Annotated in this window: 18 protein-coding genes and 1 pseudogene; 7 read left to right on the top strand and 12 right to left on the bottom strand. The window is 70.7% G+C overall.

Annotation, left to right across the window (positions count from 1 at the left end):
* Nucleotides 1-128 precede the first annotated feature (128 nt).
* Entirely contained in the window at nucleotides 129-2207 is a 2079-nt protein-coding gene (locus ACFWXC_RS13775; protein ID WP_384477973.1) for a SpoIIE family protein phosphatase, read from the bottom strand.
* A gap of 273 nt (nucleotides 2208-2480) precedes the next feature.
* Between ACFWXC_RS13775 and ACFWXC_RS13770 the strand changes: the two genes are divergently transcribed.
* The 4 genes from ACFWXC_RS13770 to ACFWXC_RS13755 all read left to right on the top strand — a co-directional run bounded on the left by ACFWXC_RS13770 (nucleotide 2481) and on the right by ACFWXC_RS13755 (nucleotide 6530).
* Nucleotides 2481-3350: a hypothetical protein gene (locus ACFWXC_RS13770; RefSeq protein WP_384477970.1), complete on the top strand. Its 870-nt coding sequence runs from the start codon at nucleotides 2481-2483 to the stop codon at nucleotides 3348-3350.
* A 125-nt stretch (nucleotides 3351-3475) separates the two neighbouring features.
* A complete protein-coding gene (locus tag ACFWXC_RS13765) occupies nucleotides 3476-3844 on the top strand; it encodes a hypothetical protein (RefSeq protein ID WP_351702660.1) in 369 nt (122 codons plus the stop codon).
* Nucleotides 3845-3949: 105 nt separating this feature from the next.
* Complete coding sequence (locus tag ACFWXC_RS13760; protein ID WP_384477967.1) at nucleotides 3950-5965, top strand: FAD-dependent oxidoreductase; 2016 nt, start codon at nucleotides 3950-3952, stop codon at nucleotides 5963-5965.
* 22 nt (nucleotides 5966-5987) lie between these two features.
* Nucleotides 5988-6530 (top strand): PadR family transcriptional regulator, encoded by a 543-nt coding sequence (locus ACFWXC_RS13755; RefSeq protein WP_384477964.1) that lies wholly within the window; start codon nucleotides 5988-5990, stop codon nucleotides 6528-6530.
* 6 nt (nucleotides 6531-6536) lie between these two features.
* On the opposite strand, the gene ACFWXC_RS13750 is transcribed toward ACFWXC_RS13755, so the two are convergent.
* Nucleotides 6537-7085, bottom strand: a complete 549-nt coding sequence (locus ACFWXC_RS13750) for a hypothetical protein (protein ID WP_384477961.1) — start codon at nucleotides 7083-7085, stop codon at nucleotides 6537-6539.
* A gap of 167 nt (nucleotides 7086-7252) precedes the next feature.
* Nucleotides 7253-8215 carry a fibronectin type III domain-containing protein gene (locus ACFWXC_RS13745; RefSeq protein WP_384477958.1) on the bottom strand — a complete coding sequence of 321 codons (963 nt, stop codon included), beginning with the start codon at nucleotides 8213-8215 and terminating at the stop codon, nucleotides 7253-7255.
* 384 nt (nucleotides 8216-8599) lie between these two features.
* On the opposite strand from ACFWXC_RS13745, the gene ACFWXC_RS13740 reads away from it, so the two are divergent.
* Nucleotides 8600-9295 (top strand): glycoside hydrolase family 75 protein, encoded by a 696-nt coding sequence (locus ACFWXC_RS13740; RefSeq protein ID WP_384477955.1) that lies wholly within the window; start codon nucleotides 8600-8602, stop codon nucleotides 9293-9295.
* Nucleotides 9296-9316: 21 nt separating this feature from the next.
* On the opposite strand, the gene ACFWXC_RS13735 is transcribed toward ACFWXC_RS13740, so the two are convergent.
* Nucleotides 9317-10078, bottom strand: a complete 762-nt coding sequence (locus ACFWXC_RS13735) for an SDR family NAD(P)-dependent oxidoreductase (RefSeq protein WP_384477952.1) — start codon at nucleotides 10076-10078, stop codon at nucleotides 9317-9319.
* Nucleotides 10079-10240: 162 nt separating this feature from the next.
* Here ACFWXC_RS13735 and ACFWXC_RS13730 point away from each other — a divergent pair, with 162 nt between their 5' ends.
* Nucleotides 10241-10876, top strand: coding sequence for a TetR/AcrR family transcriptional regulator (locus ACFWXC_RS13730; protein ID WP_384477949.1), 636 nt, complete (start codon nucleotides 10241-10243; stop codon nucleotides 10874-10876).
* 84 nt (nucleotides 10877-10960) lie between these two features.
* Here the strand turns inward: ACFWXC_RS13730 and ACFWXC_RS13725 are convergent, their stop codons facing one another.
* The 7 genes from ACFWXC_RS13725 to ACFWXC_RS13695 form a co-directional block, all read right to left on the bottom strand.
* Nucleotides 10961-13234, bottom strand: coding sequence for a M4 family metallopeptidase (locus tag ACFWXC_RS13725; RefSeq protein ID WP_384477946.1), 2274 nt, complete (start codon nucleotides 13232-13234; stop codon nucleotides 10961-10963).
* 452 nt (nucleotides 13235-13686) lie between these two features.
* Nucleotides 13687-15459, bottom strand: a complete 1773-nt coding sequence (locus ACFWXC_RS13720) for a CocE/NonD family hydrolase (RefSeq protein WP_384477943.1) — start codon at nucleotides 15457-15459, stop codon at nucleotides 13687-13689.
* Nucleotides 15460-15506: 47 nt separating this feature from the next.
* Nucleotides 15507-16247, bottom strand: coding sequence for an acetate uptake transporter (locus tag ACFWXC_RS13715; RefSeq protein ID WP_384477940.1), 741 nt, complete (start codon nucleotides 16245-16247; stop codon nucleotides 15507-15509).
* Nucleotides 16248-16766: 519 nt separating this feature from the next.
* Nucleotides 16767-17177, bottom strand: a complete 411-nt coding sequence (locus tag ACFWXC_RS13710) for a PTS-dependent dihydroxyacetone kinase phosphotransferase subunit DhaM (protein WP_384477938.1) — start codon at nucleotides 17175-17177, stop codon at nucleotides 16767-16769.
* Complete coding sequence (dhaL, locus tag ACFWXC_RS13705; RefSeq protein WP_384477935.1) at nucleotides 17170-17769, bottom strand: dihydroxyacetone kinase subunit DhaL; 600 nt, start codon at nucleotides 17767-17769, stop codon at nucleotides 17170-17172. Before dhaL ends, ACFWXC_RS13710 begins: the two co-directional genes overlap by 8 nt.
* 49 nt (nucleotides 17770-17818) lie before the next feature.
* Nucleotides 17819-18811 (bottom strand): dihydroxyacetone kinase subunit DhaK, encoded by a 993-nt coding sequence (gene dhaK / locus ACFWXC_RS13700; protein WP_384477932.1) that lies wholly within the window; start codon nucleotides 18809-18811, stop codon nucleotides 17819-17821.
* 673 nt (nucleotides 18812-19484) lie between these two features.
* A complete protein-coding gene (locus ACFWXC_RS13695; protein ID WP_384477929.1) occupies nucleotides 19485-19916 on the bottom strand; it encodes a hypothetical protein in 432 nt (143 codons plus the stop codon).
* Nucleotides 19917-20519: 603 nt separating this feature from the next.
* Between ACFWXC_RS13695 and ACFWXC_RS13690 the strand changes: the two genes are divergently transcribed.
* Nucleotides 20520-21248 carry a DUF2625 domain-containing protein gene (locus ACFWXC_RS13690; RefSeq protein ID WP_384477926.1) on the top strand — a complete coding sequence of 243 codons (729 nt, stop codon included), beginning with the start codon at nucleotides 20520-20522 and terminating at the stop codon, nucleotides 21246-21248.
* A 151-nt stretch (nucleotides 21249-21399) separates the two neighbouring features.
* On the opposite strand, the pseudogene ACFWXC_RS13685 reads toward ACFWXC_RS13690, so the two are convergent.
* Nucleotides 21400-21631, bottom strand: a pseudogene (locus ACFWXC_RS13685) (LLM class flavin-dependent oxidoreductase); the annotation flags it as partial.
* Between the last annotated feature and the right edge of the window lie 659 nt (nucleotides 21632-22290).

The raw sequence follows: 22290 nt of genomic DNA, 5'->3' as shown, positions 1-22290 counted from the left end.
CGGCACGCGGCACAGCGATGCATGCCTCTCTGTGAATTGTGCTGGTTCGCCGATAAGAACCCGGTAATCAGTCCCTGTGAATTCGATGAATCCGCGTACGGCGGACCCGGGGCTGTCGACCGTTGCGGCTACGGCAGTTCCTGGGCCCGGGCGATGAGCAGCGCCACGTCGTCGTGGTTGTCGGGGTGGTGCAGCTCCCGCAACAGCAGGTCGCAGACCTCCTCCAGCGGGCGGGCGGGGGCGTCGAGGAGGGCCAGCAGCGCGTCCAGCCGCTCGTCCAGCGAGTGGCGGCGGGTCTCGACCAGACCGTCGGTGTAGAACACCAGCTCGTCGCCGGGCTCGAAGTCCACGGTCGTCGTGGCGAAGGGGATGCCGCCGACGCCCAGCGGGACCCCGGTGGGCAGGTCGAGCAGTTCCGGCGGCCGGCCGGGGCGGACCCGGACCGGGGGCAGATGGCCGGCATTGGCGATCCGGCACTGCCGCAGCAGCGGGTCGTGCACGGCGTACACGCAGGTCGCGATCGAGTGGTCGAGGCCCGAGGTGGTCTTGTCCAGGTGCTCCAGCAGGACCGCCGGATCGAGGCCCAGCGCGGCCAGGGTGGTGGTCGCGGTGCGCAGCCGGCCCATCGTCGCGGCCGCGTTGATGCCGCTGCCCATCACGTCGCCCACCACGAGGGCCGTTCTGCCGCCGTCCAGCGGGATGACGTCGAACCAGTCGCCGCCCACCTCGACGGTGGCGCCGGCCGGCTGGTAGCGGGAGGCGACCTCCAGGCCGTTGGTGACCCGGGGGTGGGTGGGCAGCAGGCTGCGCTGGAGGGTGAGCGCGGTCGTGCGGGCGTTCTGGTACCAGCGGGCGTTGTCGATCTGCACGGCCGCGCGGCCGGCCAGTTCCCGGGCCAGCAGCAGATCGTCGTCGTCGAAGGGCGCCGGATTGCGGGTGCGCTTGAGATCGAGGGCGCCCAGCACCTCGCCGCGCGCGATCAGCGGCACGGCCAGGTACGAGTGCAGCCCGGCCCGGGCCAGCAGCTCGGCCGCCTCGGGGGAGCGGGCGATCCTCGGCAGGTCCTCGTCCTTGACCTGCGGCACCAGGACCGCCTCACCGGTCCGTACGCACAAGGTGACCAGCCGGTCCGGGGCGTACCGGGCGACCGTGCCCGGCGTGTCGGCCGCATGCACCGCGTCCGCGTCCAGCTCCGCGCGCACGGCGAGAGCGCGGAGCATGGCCGGCTCGGCCGGTCCGAGCGTGCTGCGCCGGCCCTCGACCACCGTGTCCAGCAGGTCCACGACCGCCACGTCGGCCAGCTCCGGCACGGCGACGTCGGCCAGCTCGGCGGCGGTGCGCTCCAGGTCCAGGGTGGTGCCGATCCGGGCCGAGGCGTCGGCGATCACGGCGAGGCGCCGGCGTGCGTTCTCGGCCTCGACACCGGCCCGGTAGGGCTCGGTGATGTCCACCACCGAGGCCGCCACGCCCAGCACGTTGTCGGAGGCGTCCTCCAGCCGGTACACCGACACCGACCAGATGTGCTCCTCGTCCGGGTCGGCCGGCGTACGGCCGACCGTGGACCGGTCGATGGCCGGCTCACCGGTGCGCAGCACCCGCAGCGCCGCCGTCTCCAGGGTGTCGGCGTCCAGATTCGGCAGCACCTCGCGGACCGTCCGCCCCACGTGCTCCCCAGCGGGGACGCCGTTGATCCGCTCCAGCGCCGGGTTGACCGAGACGAACCGCAGCTCGGTGTCGAGGACGGCCAGCCCGATCGGCGACTGCTGCACGATCCGCTCGGACAGCGCCACGTCCTGCTCCAGCCGGCGCACGGTCGACTGGTCGGCGGCGAGCCCCAGCGCGAACACGTCGCCGTTGGCGTCCATGAGCCGCATGTTGCGGAACTCCACCACATGGGTGGAGCCGTCCTTGTGCCGGATCGGGAAGCCGCCCGCCCAGCTCTGCCCGGTGCTCATCACGTCCGCGAACAGCTTGCCGACCAGCTCGATATGGCGTTCGTGGACCATCAGCCGGGCCGCGTACTGCCCGAGCGCCTCGCGGGCCGAGTAGCCGAACAGTTCCTCGGCCTGGGGGCTCCACAGCACGATGCGCCCCTTGGCGTCCAGCACGACGGAGGCCATGCCCAGGACGTCGAGCAGTCCGCCCGGTCGCACGGGTCCGCGCACCGGCTCCTCGTCCTCGGCCGCTGAAGCCTCGGCTGGACTCATCCCACGCACCGCCTTCGAACCTCCGCACGGCACGCCGTCCCCCGTGCCGACTCCCCTTGTTCTATCGCGCTCACACCTGACTCTCCGACGCCGCCGCCGACTTTTCCACCATCTCTCAACACGGCGGCTTCCGTACGGCGAAACAACCACAGGGGCCGCTGGGGCGTGAGTTCACCTTCCCGTTCCGTCATTGGTCTGTACATGCCTGTCAGGCGCACGCCAGACTGACCGCCGCACGCGCGTCCCACCCCCCGAACCGAGGAGTAGGCTTCCATGCCCGCGTCCACCCGGCAACGTTGTCGCGCAGGCCTGACCGCCCTGGTCGCCCTCGCCGCGGCCTTCGCCCTCTCGACCGGCACGGCGTCCGCCGCCGACACCTGGACCGAGACCGGCTCCGACCGCGCCGACCCGCTCTCCGAGAGCCAGGGCCTGACCTCGGTCGAGGTCCCCGCCAACAGCGCCAACCGCTACACCGGCGTCGGCACCATCCCGATCGGCGTCTCCAGCCGCGGCTGGAACCACGTCGGCGACCCCGACGAGTCGTACGACGGCTACTACGTCGAGCCCTACCAGGCGGACTCCGGCACCGCCAAGATGTACCGGGTGCAGGCCCCCGACGGCACCTGGTCGGAGCACGTCCACACACTCGCCTCCGGCGAGGCCCTCAACAACTCCTGGGACGCGATCTCGCCCGACGGCCAGTACATGCTCTCCGGCGAGTACGGCACGATGACCCGCTTCCTGGTCTTCCCGACCCCGGGCGCCAACAAGAGCACCTCGCCGTCCGCGAACCTCCCGCTGGCCTCCGTCGTCAACCTGGACCACGCGGTACGTGACGTCCAGGGCTGCGACTTCTCCAGTGCGACCACGCTGCTGTGCTCCTCGGACGACCCGGAGGGCAGCCTCTTCGGCTACACCAAGCCGCTCCTGCAGATCGACCTGTCCGCCCAGCCCGGCACGAGCAACGTCACCGGGCATGTCACCGCGCTGCGCCAGCTCCCGCTGCGCAGCTCCTGCTCGGGCACCTTCGAGGCCGAGGGCATCGACTACGACCGGCGCACCGGCACCCTGCGCGTCATCGTGATGTCGCCCGGGTTCTGCATCCTCACGGACAGCAAGACGTACAAGTTCACGCGGGGCTGATTTCCTCTTCCCGGGTGGTGCGCCGGGTAATGCACCACTCGGGAATCGGTGCTTTTCTGTTGGCATGGCGCGGTTCGCGGGGGAACCCGTGAGACCGCGCCATCGCCATGAGAGGAGCGATCACCATGGGTCCTGAGCGACTGCACGAGGAACCCGTCTCGCTTGAGATCAGCGGATGCAGCAAGGAAGACGCCCGGATCGTGTTCGACGCGCTGTGCCAGTGCTTCGAGTCCGACCGGGAGGCCGAGGACGTGCCCCAGCAGCTCCACGAGTCCCGCCCGATGGTGTGGCTCGGCACGTTCGAGGTCACCGACGCCCACGAGTGCACCCCGCCGCCCCGGCTCGCGGCCTCGGTCGAGGCCGACGCGCAGGGCGGCTACTGGGCGATCAGCCGGCTCCATACGACCCTCGATTCCCTGTTCACGGTGCGCAACCTGTCCTCCGCCTCCGGTGACCAGGAGAGGGAGCTGCACGTCCTGCTCGAAAGCCGGTGACCGGTGATCTGAGACACGTCACACCGGAGCCTTTGTGCAACTAGTTGCATAATCCGTGCGCGGTCCTTTAGAACTGATGCGAAGACACCGCGCACGGAGGTCCCGATGAGCCGTTACCCGCACCTGCTGAAACCCCTCGACCTGGGCTTCACCACCCTGCCCAACCGCGTGCTCATGGGCTCCATGCACGTGGGCCTGGAGGAGGCCGAGCGCGGTTTCGAGCGGATGGCGGAGTTCTACGCGGCCCGGGCCCGCGGGGGAGTGGGCCTCATCGTCACCGGCGGCATCGCGCCCAACGAGGAGGGCCGGCCGTACGAGGGCGGAGCGAAGCTCACCACGGAGGAAGAGGCCGAGCGGCACCGGGCCGTCACCGAGGCCGTGCACCGCGAGGGCGGCCGGATCGCGATGCAGATCCTGCACTTCGGCCGGTACGCCTACCACCGTGACCTCGTCGCGCCCAGCCCGCTCCAGGCCCCGATCAGCCCCTTCCCGCCCCGTGAACTCACCGACGACGACATCGAGCGGACCATCGGCGACTACGTCCGCGCCGCCCGTCTCGCCCGGCAGGCCGGCTACGACGGCGTCGAGATCATGGGCTCCGAGGGCTATCTCGTCAACGAGTTCATCGCCGCCAGGACCAACCACCGCACCGACCGCTGGGGCGGGTCCTACGAGAACCGGATGCGGTTCCCCGTCGAGATCGTCCGGCGGGTGCGCGAGGCCGTCGGCGCGGACTTCATCATCGTCTACCGGCTGTCCATGCTGGACCTGGTGCCCGGCGGCTCCTCCCTCGACGAGGTGATCACCCTCGCCAAGGCCGTCGAGGCCGCCGGGGCGACCATCATCAACACCGGCATCGGCTGGCACGAGGCCCGGATCCCCACCATCGCCACCTCGGTGCCGCGCGGCGCCTACACCTGGGTCACCAAACGGCTGATGGGCGAGGTCTCCGTCCCGCTGGTCACCACCAACCGCATCAACACCCCGGAACTCGCCGAGGAATTGCTCGCCCAGGGGGGCGCGGACATGGTCTCGGTGGCCCGCCCGATGCTCGCCGACCCCGACTTCGTCGCCAAGGCCGCGGCCGGCACGCCCGAGGCCATCAACACCTGCATCGGCTGCAACCAGGCCTGCCTCGACCACACCTTCAGCGGCAAGATCACCTCCTGCCTGGTCAACCCGCGCGCCTGCCACGAGACCGAACTGGTCCTGACCCCGACCCGGCTGAAGAAGCGCGTCGCGGTCGTCGGCGCGGGACCGGCCGGCCTCGCCTGCGCGGTCTCCGCCGCCGAACGCGGCCACCAGGTCACCCTGTTCGACGCGGCGGCCGAGATCGGCGGCCAGCTGAACGTGGCCCGCAAGGTCCCCGGCAAGCAGGAGTTCGACGAGACCCTGCGCTATTTCCGCCACCAGCTCGACGCCCACGGCGTGGAGGTACGCCTGAACACGACCGTCGAGCCCGAGGACGTCACCGGCTACGACGAGGTCGTGGTCGCCACCGGCGTCACCCCGCGCACCCCCGACATCCCCGGCGTCGACCACCCCCGCGTCCTCGGCTACCTCGACGTGCTGCGCGACGGCGCCCCCGTCGGTGACCGTGTCGCCATCCTCGGCGCCGGCGGCATCGGCTTCGACGTCGCCGAGTACCTCACCGACGGCGGTGACAAGGCGAGCGAGGACCCGGCGACGTACTTCAGGCACTGGGGCGTCGACATGGACTACCGGGCACCCGGTGGCCTCGCCGACCCCGAGCGCCCCGCGCCCCCGCGCACCGTCCACCTGCTCCAGCGCCGGACCGGCAAGGTCGGCGCCGGCCTCGGCAAGACCACCGGCTGGATCCACCGCGCCGAACTCAAGCACCGGGGCGTCACCATGGTCCCGGGCGTGCGCTACGACCTGATCGACGACGCCGGACTGCATGTCACCGTCGACGGCGAGAGCACCGTCCTGGAGGTCGACACCGTCGTGCTGTGCACCGGGCAGGAACCGCGCCGGGACCTGTACGAGGAACTGGTCGCCGCCGGCTGCAGCGCGCACGTCATCGGCGGCGCCGACATCGCCGCCGAGCTGGACGCCAAGCGGGCCATCAAGCAGGGCACCGAACTGGCGGCCGCCCTGTAGGGGCCGTCCCTAGGATGAGCCCATGTCACTCCCGCACGCGATCCTCACCGCCCTGCTAGAGAAGCCGTCGTCGGGGCTGGAGCTGACCCGCAGGTTCGACCGGTCGATCGGCTACTTCTGGTCGGCCACGCACCAGCAGATCTATCGCGAGCTGGGAAAGCTGGAGGCCGAGGGCTACATCCGCACCCTGCCGGCCGAACAGCCGGCCCGCGGGCAGAAGAAGAGCTACGAGGTCCTGCCCGCGGGCCGCGCCGAACTCGCCCGCTGGACCGCAGCATCCCAGGACCCGAAGCCGCAGCGGGACGTGCTGCTGCTGCGGCTGCGCGCGGCGGCGGTCGTCGGCACCGACGGACTGGAAGCCGATCTGCGCCGCCATCTGGAGCTGCACCAGAGGCAGTTGGCCGAGTACGAGGAGATCCAGCGACGCGACTTCCCGCCGGGCAAGGACGCCCCCGAGGACCGGCTGCGGCACCTGGTGCTGCGGGCCGGCATCGACCTGGAGTCCTTCTGGACGCAGTGGCTCGGCCAGGCCCTGCGGGAGTTCGGCGAACTCCCCGAGACCTGAGCGGGGTCAGAGCCGGTACGGCTTCGAGCGCTTGCGCAGGTACCAGCCGGTGGCGATGACGCCCGAGCCGACCAGCGCCGCGCCGATGCCCAGCGTGAGCGGGCCGTAGTCGCGGGCGGCACCGCCCAGGCCGCCCATCACGCCCCGGGACGGCGCGGCCGACCTGGTGGTGGAGGAGGTCGTCGGCGGCGCCGCGGCGGTTCCGGACACGATCACCGACTGGGTGCCCGCCGTACCGCCGTTGGAGCAGACGACGACCACCGTGTAGGTGCCCGGCGACACACTCGACCAGGCGGCGGACTGGCTCACCGTGGTGCCCGCCAGGGCCGCCTGCCGCCCCTGGGCGAAGGCGGTCTGACCGCTGTTGAGCAGCGAGGCGTTGCCCCAGCTGCCGCCGCTCTGGGTGCAGGCGCTGGTGACCACCGAGACCTGGGTGCCGGTGGTGCTCACCGAGATGCCCGAGATGGCGGCGGACGGCCCGGCGAGCCAGGTCGGGAGCGCGGCGGCGGCCGCCAGGGTCAGGCCGGAGCGGAGGAGGAGTCGTGAGTTTCGCATGTGGCTGCCCTCCGGCGGCACGGTAGGCGGAACGTCCCTTGCGCCGCCGAGGATCGGAGACTCCCGTGCTGCCTCAGGGCCAGCCAAAGCGGCCCCGGCCCGCGCCGCACCCGGGGGCGGCCGTCCAGGTGATCAATTCCTCCGTCCGGCCCAAGCCGGGATGCGGATCACGCGCCCGTCGTCACGGCCCGCTGCACCGACCAGCCGCCCCAGGTCCCGTCCGGCAGCCGCGCCCGCAGCCGCACATGGTGCACGACTCCATGTTCCCGCCCCACATAGAAGCTGTAGGTCGAGTGGCCTTTGGGCGGGGTGCCGCCCCAGACCAGCGAGGTCGTCGTACCGCTGTCGAGCCGGATCTGGTACTCCGTGATCACTCCGTCCAGGCGCGGCGGATCCCAGGCCAGATCGAGGTAGTACGCCCCGCTCTCCTCGTGGCTCTTCGCCGTGAACCCGGTCGGCGCGGTGTTCCGGCCGCCGTCGCTGCCCGGTGTGGCCAGGCGCACCGCCGCGCCGGCCGGCGAGAGGTTGTCGGCAGCGTCCCGGGCACGGACGGTGAACACATAGCGCGTACCCGGCCGCAGCCCCGTGACCACGGTCGCGGTCTGGCTCCCGCCCACACTGTGGATCTTCGCACCGCCCTGGTAGATGTCGTACGACACCACCGCCCGGTCGTCCTTCGCGGCGCCCCAGGACAGCTGCACCGCACGGCTGCCCACGGCCCGGCCGCTCGGGTGCACCGGACGGGTCGGCGCCGAGCGGTCCGCCGCGACCACCGCCGGCGTCGTCGCCCGCACCGCACGGCTGCGCGGGCCGAGGCTGCCGTCGTCGCCGCGCGCCCGGACGGTGAAGGCATACATGGTGGACGGCCTGAGCCTGGTGACGTCCACCATGTGCTGCGACCCCGGCACTTCGACGACCTTCGTAGTGCCGCGATACACCTCGTAGCCGCGGACGCCCGAGCCGGCCGGCAATGCGTTCCACATCACATGCACGCTCGTCGCGCTCCCGGCCGCCGCGGTGACCCCCGTGGGGGCGCCGGGCAGCCGGCCGCTGTCGCCGTCGGCGGCCCCGCCCCAGCCGCAGGAGGTCACGAACAGCAGGGCGCAGACCAGGACGGCAACTCGGCGCACGGTTCCGCCTCCCCGGGGACGGCAGCACGGCAAAGGTCCGGACCAATATGACCTGCCCGGGATGCGGACATCAAGAGGGCCGTATTGGAGACAGCGGGGGAGAGTTACGTATGCTGAGGGCTCTACGGCCGAACTTCCCGAGAGGGAAGGGGAGTTCGTGCCCGTGGCGCGGAACGCTGTCGTCGCTGATCCCGCGCCGACGCGGGCGGCCGGGGCGACTGGGCTGACATCGGCTCAGCGCCCCGGCCCCTGACGGATTCTCACGGAGTGTCAGTTCGTTGCGCCGAACGGCCCTGTACGGCCTTCTCTTCCTGGCTCGGCGGCCCTGCCCCCACCACATTGGACCGGTTGACTCCATGTCCCCCACGGAGAGGGTCCCTCATCGTGCGTCTCCAGACGCTCACGCTGGCCACGGCCGGCGCCGCCCTGCTCGCCCCGACCACACTGCCCGCCCCCGCCGCCTCGCTCACCGCCCCCGGAGCCCGGCACCGGATCACCGCCACCGACCTGCTGGACCGGCTGGACCGGCTGCGCGACTGCACCGAGGTCTCCAAGGGCCGCTATCGCACCGACGCCGGAACCGCCGCCACCGTCCCCGTGTGCGGCACCGAGCAGGCCGTCTTCTGGGAGGCCGACCTCGACATCGACTGCGACGGCCAGATCACCGACCACTGCAACCGCACCGCCGACCCGGCGTTCTCCGCCGCCACCGCCTTCCAGCAGTCCGACGGCAGCCATCTGAACGCCGAGACGCTGCCCTATGTCGTCGTACCAGGCCCCAGCAGCCGCTGGGACTACCAGGACCACGGCATCCGGGGCGGTGCGATCGCCGCCGTGATCTACAAGGACCGGGTGCAGTACGCCGTCGTCGGCGACACGGGACCGAGCGACATCATCGGCGAGGCGTCGTACGCCACCGCGAAAGGTCTGGGCATGAACCCGGACCCACAGGCCGGCGGAGTGCCGTCCGGTGTCACCTACATCGTCTTCAAGGACTCCGAGGTCAAACCCATCGAGGACCACGACGCGGCGCAGGCGGAGGGAGAGCGTCTGGCGGCGCTGTTCGCCGAGGGCGGCTGACCGGCCGCCCCCGGCGGGGGGTCAGACGGCCGCCCAGCCGTTGTCCACCGGCAGGATCGCGCCGTTGATGTTGCCGGCCGCGTCCGAGGCCAGGAAGACGATCGCGGCCGCCTGCTCCTCGGGCTCGGAGACCTGGCCGACGTTGCCGAAGTACGGGCCGAGCGCGGCCGGCCCGTGGGCGCCGTCCGCCAGGTCGATCTCGATCCCGGTCCTGGTGCCGCCGGGCGCGATCGCGTTGGCCCGGATGCCCTGGTTGCGGTACATCACCGCCAGGCTCTTGGTCAGACCGACGACACCGTGCTTCGAGGCCGTGTAGGCCGCGCCGGCCGCGCTGCCGCGCAGACCGGCCTCGGAGGCGGTGTTGACGATCGTGCCCCGGCCCGCCGCCAGCATGTGCGGCAGCACCGCGCGGGTGAGCAGGAACGGCGCGGTGAGGTTCACCCGTATCACCCGCTCCCACTCCGCGTCGCTCACCTCGCCCAGCGCCGACATCCGGTCCATGATCCCGGCGTTGTTCACCAGCACGTCCACCGCGCCGAACCGCGCCACGGCGGTCGCGACCACCTCGTCGACCACGGACTGCTCGCTGAGGTCGCCGGTGACGGCGACGGCCGTACCGCCCGCCTCCTCGATCTCGTTGACCGCGGCGCCCGCGCCCTCGGCGTTCAGGTCGGCGACCACGACCCGGGCGCCCTCCCTGGCGAAGGCCAGGGCGGCGGCCCGCCCGATCCCCGATCCCGCGCCGGTGACGATGACGGCGCGCCCGTCGAGTCCGCTGGCCATGTGGTGCTCCCATCAGGTGGTTCGAGGGCGCCCAGCGCCCCGTGACGGGCACACCATACGACTTAATGTCGGTGACTGACATAAAGTCGTGGCCGGATTTTTTTGTGCTCCGGCTCCTCGGAGAGAATCTCGGTGCAGCAGTCGCCGGAACCGGAGGGACAGATGACCGCAGGGGGACGCACGGGACGGCCGCCGCTCACCGAGGAGCGCAGGGCCGAGACCAGACTGGAGATCGCCCGTGCCGCGGTGGACCTGTTCGTCGCCCAGGGGGTGGCGGCGACCACGGGCGAGCAGATCGGCCAGGCGGTCGGCGTCTCCGCACGCACGGTGTGGCGCTACTTCCCGAGCAAGGAGGCCTGCGTACGGCCGCTGTTCGCGGCCGGCATCGAGGTGGTCGCCGACTGCCTGCGGGCCTGGCGGCCGGGCCGGCCGCTGGAGGAGGCCTTCGAGAGCGCCGTACCGACCGACAGCCGCCTGGTGCGCGGTCCCGACCGCGCCACCATCGGCGCCCTGGTCCGCCTGACCCGCACCGAGCCGGGCCTGCGCGCGGAGTGGCTGCAGACCTACGACGAGGCCGAACCCGCGTTCGCGCGCGCCCTCGCCGGGCGCGCGGGCCTTCCCGCCGACGATCTCCGTCCGACCATCCAGGCGGCCATGTTCAACGCGGCCCTGCGCGCGGCCGTCGAGCACTATGCCTGGCGGGTCGCCGACGGGACGGCGGACCCGGCCATGGCGGAGGCCGAACTCGCGGCGACCTTGCGCGGGGCCCTCGCGGTCGTGGCGGACGGCCTCGCCTAAGGGGAGCACAGCGGGGCAGGAGCCGCTGCCCCGGCACGCGGTGGGCGTGCGGGGGCAACGGCTCCTGGGTGAGGCCGGCCGGGCTCAGGGAACGAGCCGCCACTGCTCGATGTAGCCGACGTCGATCGCGGCCCGGTCCTGGACCCGGAGTTTCCAGGTGCCGTTCAGGGACTGTGCGGAGGCGTTGACGGTGAACGTCTGGTCGACGTTGTCGGCGGAGCCGCCGCTGCGGTTCAGGAGGGAGTAGACGGTTCCGTCGGGGCCGACCAGGTCGACGGTCAGGTCGCCCCGGTAGGTGTGGATGATCTTGACGTAGACCTGGGTGGTGGCGGAGGCGTTCCCGGTGCGGCCGGTGACGGTGACCGGGGACTCCACCGCGGCGCCGTTGTCGGGGATGTCGACCCGGGTGGCGCTGGCGTAGATGTAGGCCACCTGCCAGGAGAACTGCTCGGTGGCGGTGGCGCCCGTGTCGTCGGTGACCGTGACGGTGACGTCACTGGTCCCGAGCGTGGTGGGGGTGCCGGAGATCAGACCCGTGTCGCTGATGGTCAGTCCGTCCGGCAGACCGGTCGCCGTGTAGGTCAGGCCCGCGCCGGAGTTCGTGGTGTACGCGTTCGTCTGGAACGACACCGCCTGCCCGACACCGCTGATCTGGTCCGCGATCGGGGCCACGTTGACGCCGAGCGCGATCCGGTTGCCCACGTTGATCGCCGCCCACGCGTTGGCGACGGCGAGGTAGGAGGGGCTGTAGGCGCCGAAGAGGTCGGCCGCGGCCTGGAGGGTGGCCGTGCGGGCGCCCGCGTAATTGGTGCTCGACGTCATGTAGGTGGAGAGTGCCCGGTACCAGACCTGCTGGGCGTTCTCGATGCCGATGCCGGTCACGGGCTGGCCGTCGTAGGTGGGGCTGTCGTAGTCGACCCCGTTCACGGTCTTCGCTCCGCTGCCCTCGGAGAGCAGGTAGAAGAAGTGGTTGGCCGGGCCCGAGGAGTAGTGGACGTCGAGTCCGCCGAGGGACGAGCTCCAGTTGTCGCTGGACGCGCCGTCCTTGGAGGGCTTGTCCATGTAGCGCAGCGGGGTGCCGTCACCGTTGATGTCGATCTTCTCGCCGACCTCGTAGTCCGGGACGTCGGCGGGCAGGTTCTCGTAGAACTCGACCGCGGCGGCGAAGATGTCGGAGGTCGCCTCGTTCAGGCCGCCCGACTCGCCGGAGTAGGTGAGGCCCGCGGTGGCGGCGGTGACGCCGTGGCTCATCTCGTGCGCGGCCACGTCGAGCGCGGTGAGCGGGTGGGTGTTGCCGGAGCCGTCGCCGTACGTCATGCAGAAGCAGGCGTCCTGCCAGAAGGCGTTGACGTAGTTGTTGCCGTAGTGGGCGCGGCTGTAGGCGGCGACGCCGTCGTTGCGTATGCCGTTGCGGCCGAAGACGTTCTTGTAGAAGTCCCAGGTGGCCGCCGCGCCGAAGGCGACGTCCACGCCCGCGGTCTGCCGGTTGGCCGGGGTGCCGTCGCCCCAGACATCGTTGTCGTCGGTGAAGAGGGTGCCGGTGCCGGAGCTGCCCTGGTTCAGGTCGTAGGTGCGGTGTCCGGCACGGTCGCCGTCGACGAGCTGGTAGGTCGAGCCGGAGAGTGTGGTGCCGAGGGGCACGCTCCCGTTGAACTGCCCGGTGCCGGTGCCGGTTTCGACGCCCTGGTACCGGAACAGCTGCTTGCCCGACGCCGCGTCGCTGATCACGTGGAGTTCGTTGGGCGTGCCGTCGTCCTGGAAGCCGCCGATCACCGACTCCCAGGCCAGCGCGGGCTTGCCCGAGGCGGCCCAGACGACGAGCCGGGGGGCGCGGTCGGCCTTGGGCTGCTCGGCGCCGGCCTTCACGGCGGTGCTGAGCGCCCGGGCCTTCGCCGTGGCGGCGGAGATCTTCGCCGTGGTGGACGGGAGTGCGAGGGCCGCCTTCGTGGCCTTCGACACGGTGAGGCGGCCGCCGTTCGCGTGGACGACCAGGTCACCGCCGAGGACGGGCAGACCGGCGTAGGTGCGTTCGTAGCGGGTGTGCGTGGTGCCGTCGGCGTCCTGGGCCACGTCCTTGACGACGAGCTTCTCGCGGGTGCCGAGGCCGAGGGTCTTCGCGGTGTCGGGGGCACCGGCCGTGGCGCTCTTGAGCAGCGCGGTGCGCTTCGCCGGCGAGAGCGCGGCGGGGGCCGCTCCGGCTCTGGGGGTGGCCTGGATCCTGGCGGGGCCGCGCTGGTCGCCGGCCGCGGCCAGCGCGGTGCCGTTCTGGATACCGGCCGCGAGCAGGGTGGTTGCGGCGGTCAGCGCCAGGGTGACGCTGTATCTGACGCGACGATGGTGACCGTCCTGCCGGGACATGGCGTTCTCCTTCTGTGGGGTGGTCGGGCTCGGTGGAGCCCGGGAGAGCGGGTCGGCTGGGTCGAGCCGTCCGGCGGCGCGCGGGTGGGAGGGGGTTGGGGGGGAAGGGCACGGCGTGACGGGATGACGTCTGCTCGGCCGTGCCGGAGAAGGGGCGGCGCGATGTGGGTTTTACGTGAGCCGGCTGTGAGGGGGCGGTGAACTTTCGGAGAGCAGATTGGCACCTCGTGATCGCGGCTGTCATGACCGCATCAGAACAACGGCTGGAACTCGTGGTTGCGAGCTAGGGTTTCGAGCACCGCGACAACGGTTTCAGGCCGCCCGGAGACGACGGCTCCCCAGGGAGGCGCCACAACTCCCCTTCCGGTGCCGGGAGTCCGCCGGCTGACCGCATGCCAGAGGGGCCCGGCACCGGATTCCGGTACCGAGCCCCTCCAGAGCACTTCAGCTCCTCAGGAGGACGGCCCCCAGCTGACGGGGCTGGTCGTGAGGGAACCGGGAGAGGTCAGCGGCAGGTTCACGAACGACGCCGCCCACGGAGAGCGCTCGACCGTGTAGGTCCCGCCCGCCAGATCGGCCTGCTCCTGCGGGGTGGGCATGAGCGAGGCGTGGAAGCCGGCCGGCGGCCGGCTGTTGACGACGATCTGGATGCGGTAGCCGACCGGGATCCGGGTGAGGTTCGACAGCAGCGAGATGTCGTGGCGCGTGGTCCTGCCGGGCACCACGGCCTGCTGGGAGGCCTGGGTGAAGGGGTGGCTCGGCTTCAGCAGGGTGCCGTTGGCTCCGTACCAGCTGTCCCGGGAGTCCAGCGCGCGCCGGCTGCCGAGCAGGATCCCGTCGGCCTGCTTGGTCACGGTGCCGTCGGGCGCGACGATGTTCAGCGTCGCGGTGAGTTCCGTCTCGGGTGTCGTCGACTCGGCGTAGAGGGTGACGTCGGTCGGTCCGTCGAGGACGGCGGCCCGGGTCAGCGGAGCCGTCGTGTACGTCAGGGTGTTCGCGGAACTCGCGGCTGCCCAGGCCAGGCTGTCCCGGCCGGCGGCCGACGGCTTGCCCGGGGTGAGGGAGCCGTCGCCGAGGTAGAAGGTCCGGGCGTGGTCCGACGGGGGCCACGCGGCACTGTCGACCCAGCGGTTCGCGCCGTTCTCGAACAGGTGCAGGGGCGTGGAGGTGGACGCCATGCCGGTGGGCTCGTTCTTGAGCCAGGTGTCGAACCACTCCAGGCGGATGGCCTGAAGAGTGCTCTCGTCGACATGCTCGCCGTGCGTCCAGGGCCCGACGATCGCCTGGTAGCGACCGGTGACCGGCTGACCGGCGGTGACGGGGGTGTTCAGCGGCCGGTGGTGGTACGCGTTCTGCGCGGAGACGTAGGCACCGAGGTTGCCGCCGGGGAACAGGTCGTTCCAGCCGCTCTCGGTGAGCGCGGGGATGCCGTTGGCCACGATCCGCGGAAGGAGCTTCTGCACGTTCCGCGCCTGCCAGTACGCGTCGTTGTACGAGCGCGAGCCGCCGTTCGCCTGCTGGGCGATGGTGACGGACTGGGGGTCGGTGGCGGGGTCGTCCTCGGGTCCGCGCGGCTCGGCCCGTGCGATGCCGGCCACGAAGGTGGTGGGGATACCGCCGTCGGCGGTGAGGTCGTTGTAGAAGTCGGAGTCCGTGCAGAACGGCGTGATCGCCTTGAGGGGAGAGTGCCTGCCCACCGCGGCCGCGGTGAACCACTGGTTGACCCCGAGGTACGAGCAGCCGTCGAGACCGACCTGGCCGTCGCCGCCGGACAGCGTATGGGCGGCCCAGTCGACGAGTTCGGCTCCGTCCTTGCCCTGGCGGCCGCCGAACCAGTCGAGTTGGCCACCGGAGGCGCCGGTGCCGCGTACCGCGGAGGCCACGTAGATGTAGCCGCGCCGCACGAAGTAGTCACCGGTGCCGGTCGGGTCGGAGCGGGCCGTGCCGTACGGGTTCTGCGTCAGCAGCACCGGATAGGTCCCGGTCGCCCGTGCGCCGGTCGCCGGGTCGGTCGGGTAGGTCACCTCGACGGAGATGCTGACCCCGTCGTCCATCCTGACGGTGGTGTGCTCCGGCGTGCTCACCCCGTAGGAGGAGGCCTCGGGCTGCCACCGGGTGCCGGACGGGGCTGCGGCATCGGCCGCCTGCCCTGAGGTCAGGGCGCCGAGCAGACCCAGCACGGCCGCTCCGGCGCGTAAGCGCTTGTTCCACATGGGTGTGTTCATGGGCACGTTCCTTGTCATGCGGGCCGACGGGCGGCGCGCCGTACGGATCACGCAGACAACACGGGCTGTGCCGCCCCGAGCAGCGGTCGGCGGTTCAGCGGGAACAGCGGCAGGAGGTTCCGGCCGAAGTTCTCGTTGGTGAGCTCGGCCAGCACGAGATAGAAGGCGACCGCCGCCAGGACGATCTCCAGACAGCCCGCCGACTTGAGGGCGAAGTCCTGCGGCACCCCGGCGCCGGAGGCGCCCAGGTAGGCGGTGATCAGCATGACGATGGTCAGCGTGAGCAGGCCGAACGCGGTCAGCACGACCCCGTTGGTGCCGGTGCTGGCTACCGCGAAGACGACCGTGACGACCAGCCAGGCGATCAGGAACATGCCCAGCGACTGCGCGACCGAGTGTCCGGCCGCGGCCCCCGCCTCCGGTCCGCTCGCCCCCTTGGCCGTCGCGGCGCTCATCGCCTGGGCCACGATGTGCGGGGCCACCCAGAACTCGATGGCGGTGTAGCCCAGCCAGAACGCCCCGTAGGCGGTCAGGAAGGCGGCGGCGAAGCTCGCCCCCGCGGCCAGCGCGAAGAAGCCCGCGATCAGCTGGACGAGGCCGCCGTAGAAGAACGTCCCGACCAGGATGATCGAGCCGTTGACCGCGCTGAACGCGCCGATGGTGGTCAGCCCCAGGGCGAGCGAGCACCAGGCGAAGCCCGCGGCTCCGACCGCTGTGGCCTGACCGATACGGGAGCCGCCGGCTCTGGCCGGCGGCTGCTCCGTATCGGGGATTGTTGTCTCTGACACCTTGATCACCCCTTGCTCCAGGAGGAGTCGGTGGGGTCGCCGAAGGCACGCCACCGACCGAATGTTCGGTAGCTTCAAGTAAGTGGGAAGTGCCTGTCAAGGGATCGCGCACAGTGGTCAGTTCCGGTTTCGAGGCAGCCGGGACCGCGGTGGTACGGCGTACGGGGACGGACGCGCGGTCCGGGCCGCGCCGACCTGGAGCGACGGTGTGGCGGCTGACGCGGCGACCCTCGGACGCTGCCGGAACCGGCGCTTCCGAGGGGTCGCCTTCGGCCCGCTCCGGCGGGCTGGGAGCACTGCGGTACCAGCGCCGGTCCCGCGGGCCGGACCACTGCGGTACCAGCGCCCGTCCGGCGGGCCGGGACCAGCGGCACCGGCGCGCCCGCTCCGGCGGATCGGGTCGGCCGCGAGAAGGTGTGTTTCTTGGCCGCGCGGGGTGGGGCGGGGCGGTGGGGTGAGGGAGCGGGCGACCGGCGGCGACACCGCCGCCATGAGCCGCCGGACACCCTCAGGGGATGGTCAGACCTTGCGGTAGGAGTACGCCTCCGCGGCGGCCGCCTCCACCGCGCCGAGGTCGGCGCCGGTGGCCGCCGTCACGACCGCGGCGACCGCGCCCTCGACGAACGGGGCGTCCACCAGGCGGGTGCCGTCCGGGAGTTCGTCGCCCTCGGCGAGCAGCGCCTTCACCGTGAGCACCGCGCTGCCCAGGTCGGCGAGGACGGCGACCCCCGCCCCCCGGTCCACCGACGCGGCGGCGGCGGCGATCAGCTCCGCACTGGTGCCGAGGCCGCCGCCCTCGGTGCCGCCCGCCGCGGCGACCGGCACCGCAGTGCCGCCGCCCACCAGGCCCTTGGCCAGTTCCGCGACGGAGGCGGCGACCTCCGCGCTGTGCGACACCAGCACGATCCCGACCAGCTTGTCGTCACTCATCGGCAGCCTCCTGAAGTCCCGCGACGAGCAGCGCCGACGAGGTGGCGCCCGGGTCCTGGTGACCGATGCTGCGTTCCCCGAGATAGCTCGCCCGGCCCTTGCGGGCCTGCAGCGGGATGGTCGCCAGGGCGCCCTCCTCGGCGGCGGCCCGTGCCGCGCCGAAGCCGTCGCCGAGCGCGTCGACGGCCGGCACCAGCGCGTCGATCATCGTCTTGTCGCCGGGCGCGGCCCCGCCGAGCGCCATCACCTTGTCCACCCCGGCCCGAAACGCCTCGGCGAGCTGCGCCTCGCTGACCTCGGCCGCGTCGCCGAGTGCCTTGCCGGTGCTGCGCAGCAGCGTCCCGTACAGCGGCCCCGACGCGCCGCCGACCGTGGAGATCAGCCGGCGCCCGGCCAGCGTCAGCACGGCACCCGGGGTGTCGGGCGCCTCCTCCGCCAGCGCGGTCATCACCGCCCTGAACCCGCGCTGGAGGTTGCTGCCGTGGTCGGCGTCCCCGATGGGGGAGTCGAGGGCGGTGAGCCGCTCCGCCTCGCGGTCGACGGAGGAGGCGGTCGCCGCCATCCAGCGGCGGAAGAAGTCGGCGTCGAGCACTGGGTCTCCTTGCGTTGCGGTACGGGCGCGGGTCGCTGCGGTCTCTCGCTCACATTCCCCAGCGCAGGGCCGGCGTCTTCACCGGCGCGTCCCACAGCCGCAGCAGTTCCTCGTCCACCTGGCAGAGGGTGACCGAGGCGCCGGCCATGTCCAGGGAGGTGACGTAGTTGCCGACCAGCGTGCGGGCGACGGTGACACCGCGCTCGGCGAGCACCCGCTGGACCTCGGCGTTGAAGCCGTACAGCTCCAGCAGCGGGGTCGCGCCCATGCCGTTGACCAGGGCGAGCACCGGGTTGCGCGGGGGCATGTCCTCCAGGATGGCGTTGACCGAGAAGTCGGCGATCTCGCCCGAGGTCATCATGGCCCGCCGCTCCCGGCCCGGTTCGCCGTGGATCCCGATGCCCAACTCCAGCTCGCCGGACGGCAGATCGAAGGTGGGACTGCCCTTGGCCGGGGTGGTGACGGCGCTCAGGGCGACACCGAAGCTGCGGGAGTTCTCGTTCACCTGGCGCCCGATGGCCTCCACCCGCTCCAGCGGCTGTCCCTCGGCCGCGGCGGCGCCCGCGATCTTCTCCACGAACAGGGTGGCGCCGGTGCCGCGCCGGCCGGCCGTGTAGAGGCTGTCGGTGACGGCGACATCGTCGTTGACGAGCACCTTTCCCACCTGGATGCCCTCGTCCTCGGCGAGTTCGGCGGCCATGTCGAAGTTGAGTACGTCGCCCGTGTAGTTCTTCACGATGAACAGGACGCCGGCCCCGCTGTCCACGGCCGCGGCGGCGCGCGCCATCTGGTCCGGGACGGGGGAGGTGAACACCTCACCGGGACAGGCCGCCGACAGCATCCCCGGGCCCACGAATCCGCCGTGCAACGGCTCATGCCCGGAACCTCCGCCGGACACCAGCCCGACCTGCCCGGCGACGGGGGCGTCCCGTCGTACGATCACCCGGTTCTCCACGTCGACGGTGAGATCGGGATGAGCGGCCGCCAGGCCCCGCAGCGCATCCGCCACCACGGTTTCCGGGACGTTGATCAGCATCTTCATGGCTGTCTCCCAAGTAGCCTAGCAGGTAGTTCTCTGACCGGCATTTTCCCTGTTCAAGCGAGGTATGTCCGGGTGTTGACCTTGACGGTCTCGGGCGCTCGGCGGCGGGTCCTGGCGGTACCGATGCTGACCAGATGCTGACTCAACTGACGGGCCATCAGTCTCTCCGGGGATCCCTTGGGGGCGGTGGGCGGGCGTCCTGCTCATCAGTATCGACCTTGAGGCAGCGAAGGTCATGTGCGCTGCGGGTCCCCGTTTCGCCGGCGCCGCGACTGTGCCGCTGCTGGAGCCCCACGGCTTGGTGGGGCGGATATGCGGGGTGTGTAGTGATTCCGGACTGAACCCGACGTACGGTCCGGCTCGTCTTCTGATTTTCATTTCCGCAGGTCAAAGTCCATGTTGTTCTGTTGAACAAACTGGCCGGGTCCAATTCGGGCCGCGTAGGTAGGCGACGGCGCGGAGATATACGGCTCGTATCGTCCACTCTGGCTGACTGATACGGGATGGCCGGGGCAGATCGGACCTCTGTGAGGCGCAGGGTGCGGCCAGAAGCCAGTGGCCAGCGAGTTGTGGCTGGGTGCAAGTCGTTCCGTCCGCTGCGACTCGCCGACAGAACCGCTCTCTGGGGGCGCCGCCCGCACGCGTTGTGCTGAGCCGAGGTTCACCTCGATCGTCACGTTCTGGCGGTTGTCGTTGATTCTCGCGGCGAGCGCCTGGATGGAGGTGGCGTCGAACCGGTATCGCGGTGGCCAGTCGAGCAGGGGATTGGCCGGCGAGCGAGGTCTCCCTCATAGAAGGGGATGAGGACCTGGAACGCGACCTTGACCACCGAGAAGGTGATGCACAGGCCGAGGAAGTCGTTACTTGAATCGTCCCCCGGTATGTAGATCGGGCGCGACACCCAAGTCAGCGGGTTCACGTCGCGGTATGCGGCGATCCAGACGCGCATCCCATGGTGAGGTTGGCCGAAGATCTCCAGGCCCTGTCCGGCGCCGTGAGGGACGGTGTTACTGCCTGTCGCATCGAGGAGGATGGCCATCTTGGGGGCCCACAGGGCAAGTCGTCCTTGGGCGTGCTCGTCCAGCGATCTCACGTGGAAGAACATCGGGACGAGGATGTCCTTGACGTCGTTCTCCAGCGTTGAGATCCAAGTGTTGTTGCAGTGCCGGCAGACAGGCGTTGTCGGCCAGTTGGGCTCTGCCTGTGCGGAGGAGGCACGTTCGGTGAGCCGCCCCCGGCATGTAGAGCGGTTCGTCGTTCGGAGGTGGAAGGGGATCCGCGAACGCGCGGCCTACGTCGACGCGTGTTCCGATCAGCTAGCTCCCGAAGCGTGTGCCGCCGATCTCGCCCGATGAGTCAAGTGTCTCTGTGACGGAGCACAGGATTAGGCGAAGGCTGCTCTCGCGTCAGGCACTCAGCCAAAAACGTCAGCAAGTTCGAGACCACGTTCGACTGCAGACGATAAGCGGCAAGCTTAGGTTCGAGCACGTGTTGGCGCCGTCTTCGGGACTGGAGTCGGGAACAACTATGGCCCCGAACAGTTTTGAATCCCTGATCTGCCGTCAGCCCGCTAGGCTCGAAATCACGCCTCTGACCAGCGGTAATGGTGAAGTCCCACTGGAGTATCAAGAGGTCATCTCGATTGGCGGATCCAGGCGCGGGCGACCCGGCGGACTGAGCCACTGGGTGCTGGTGCGACGATGCGGGGATGCGCGAGGTCAATGAGCTGATCAACGTTGACGATCCAGCCTGGCCGCTCCTCCTCCAGGAGCTGTCCGGCAGCGGCGTACCAGTTGAGGTGCTGCCCCGCGATCCCGAGACGGGCCGTGCCTCGCTGCTGCAACTCCAGGTCTCCGCCCGATCAAATCTGGGCGGCATCGTACTGAACTGCGGCGGTCTGCTCGTGGACAGCGGATGGTTGCGGATTTTCGGAAGCCCGAGTGGTGCCGACGCCGACAGACTGCCCGGCCTGGCCGAGATCAACGCGATGCCCGCGACGTTCGATCCCGCATGGCCTTCGGGTGCGGGACTCGTGGTCGCGCATGATGTGCTGGGCGGGGTCTTCACCCTCAACGGGGGCAACCCCCGTGAAGCCGGTCGGCCCGGCGAGCCGGGTGAGATCCTCTACTTCGCCCCCGATGCCCTTGGCTGGGAGGCCCTGGGCGCCGGCCACTCGGCATGGCTGTCCTGGATTCTCTCCGGGGGGCTCCAGGAGTTCTATGAGGGCCTGCGGTGGGACGGCTGGCGCGACGAAGTCTCTGTGCTGCATGGCCGGCAGGGGCTGTCGTTCTTCCCGCCGTTGTGGTCGGCCGAGGCCCGCCAGGACCTGCTGGCGACCAGCCGTCGCGCGGTGCCCATGGCGGAACTCCTGAGCCTGAGCCGCGACTCGTGCCTTCAGTTCGACGGCACCGATCCGGGGTTTCTCGGAGTCGTATGAACTGGCTCGCCCACCCAGACGCCGGTAGCAGATGTGGATGGCGGCGATGCCGGCGAAGGCGACGAAGTGCTCGGTCTTGCCGCTCGTAGCGCCGGTGCAAACTGGCGGCACCCGGCACGTCAGGCCACCGTTCCGTTCCACAGTCCAGCGGTGGCGGCCCAGGCGCTGCCACCGTGCCGAACCAGGGGGAGACGGGGCCGGTGTTGCCTCGGCCCCGTCATCAGATCGACGCCTCCGTCGGCGAGGTGCTGGAGGGCCGCGTAGTCCTAGGTGATCTTCACCGGGCCGTCGGTGGTGATCAGTGTGGTCGACGCCGACAGGGCGAGGCGGTCGGCCACGGCGGCGACATGGCTGAGCAGGGTGCTTTCGGTGACCGACGCTGGTTCCCGGATACGAACGGTTTTGACTTTCTTGTGCTCTGCGTCCGATGGATTGCCTCGCGTCCGTTCGTAGCGTGGTGGACAGCACGAAGGATGTGCTCACGATTCTGTGGCCTTGGCTACGTGAACCCCCGTCCTCGCGAAAGCAATGGAGGCGTGGCCGAATGTGCGGTCGACGCGGTGGTGGCGATGGTTGGGGTGGGGGGCGGCTACTGAAAATATGTCAGGTGTTCCCGGCCGGGGCTTTCCGGTCGGGAACGCCTGCTGTTTTGTGAGCCGTTGAGGGCCAAGGCAGCTGTGTGGTGGCCTGTTGGTCAGTTAGTACAAACTGAAAATGAGCGGTGGTGTTCCGCGCCCAGTGGCTTTCGTGTCCGGTAGGCCTAGCGTCGGGTTCATGGATTCGATCCGATTCCGCAAATACCTGAAGGAGCGGGACATGAACGCGACTACGTCCGCGGACGCACCACAACGGCCAGCTCTCGAGGCGTCCCGCGCCTCTTGGAGCCCGGTCGCCCAGCACGCTGTGGAGGTGGCAGTCCGTTGTCGGCCTGCACGATCGGAGACATCGGGCGACTGGGTCGAGCTCGTTGCGCTGCCCGAGAATCGCGTGGCCATGGCCGTGGGCAGTGTTGTGGGCTGCGGCCCGCGTGCCCGGGCCTGGA

Origin of the sequence: Streptomyces sp. NPDC058683 (genome assembly GCF_042716195.1) — a bacterium.
Lineage (GTDB): Bacteria > Actinomycetota > Actinomycetes > Streptomycetales > Streptomycetaceae > Streptomyces.
Note: the sequence above shows the minus strand (reverse complement) of the source record. Positions and strands in the feature narration are given on the sequence as shown.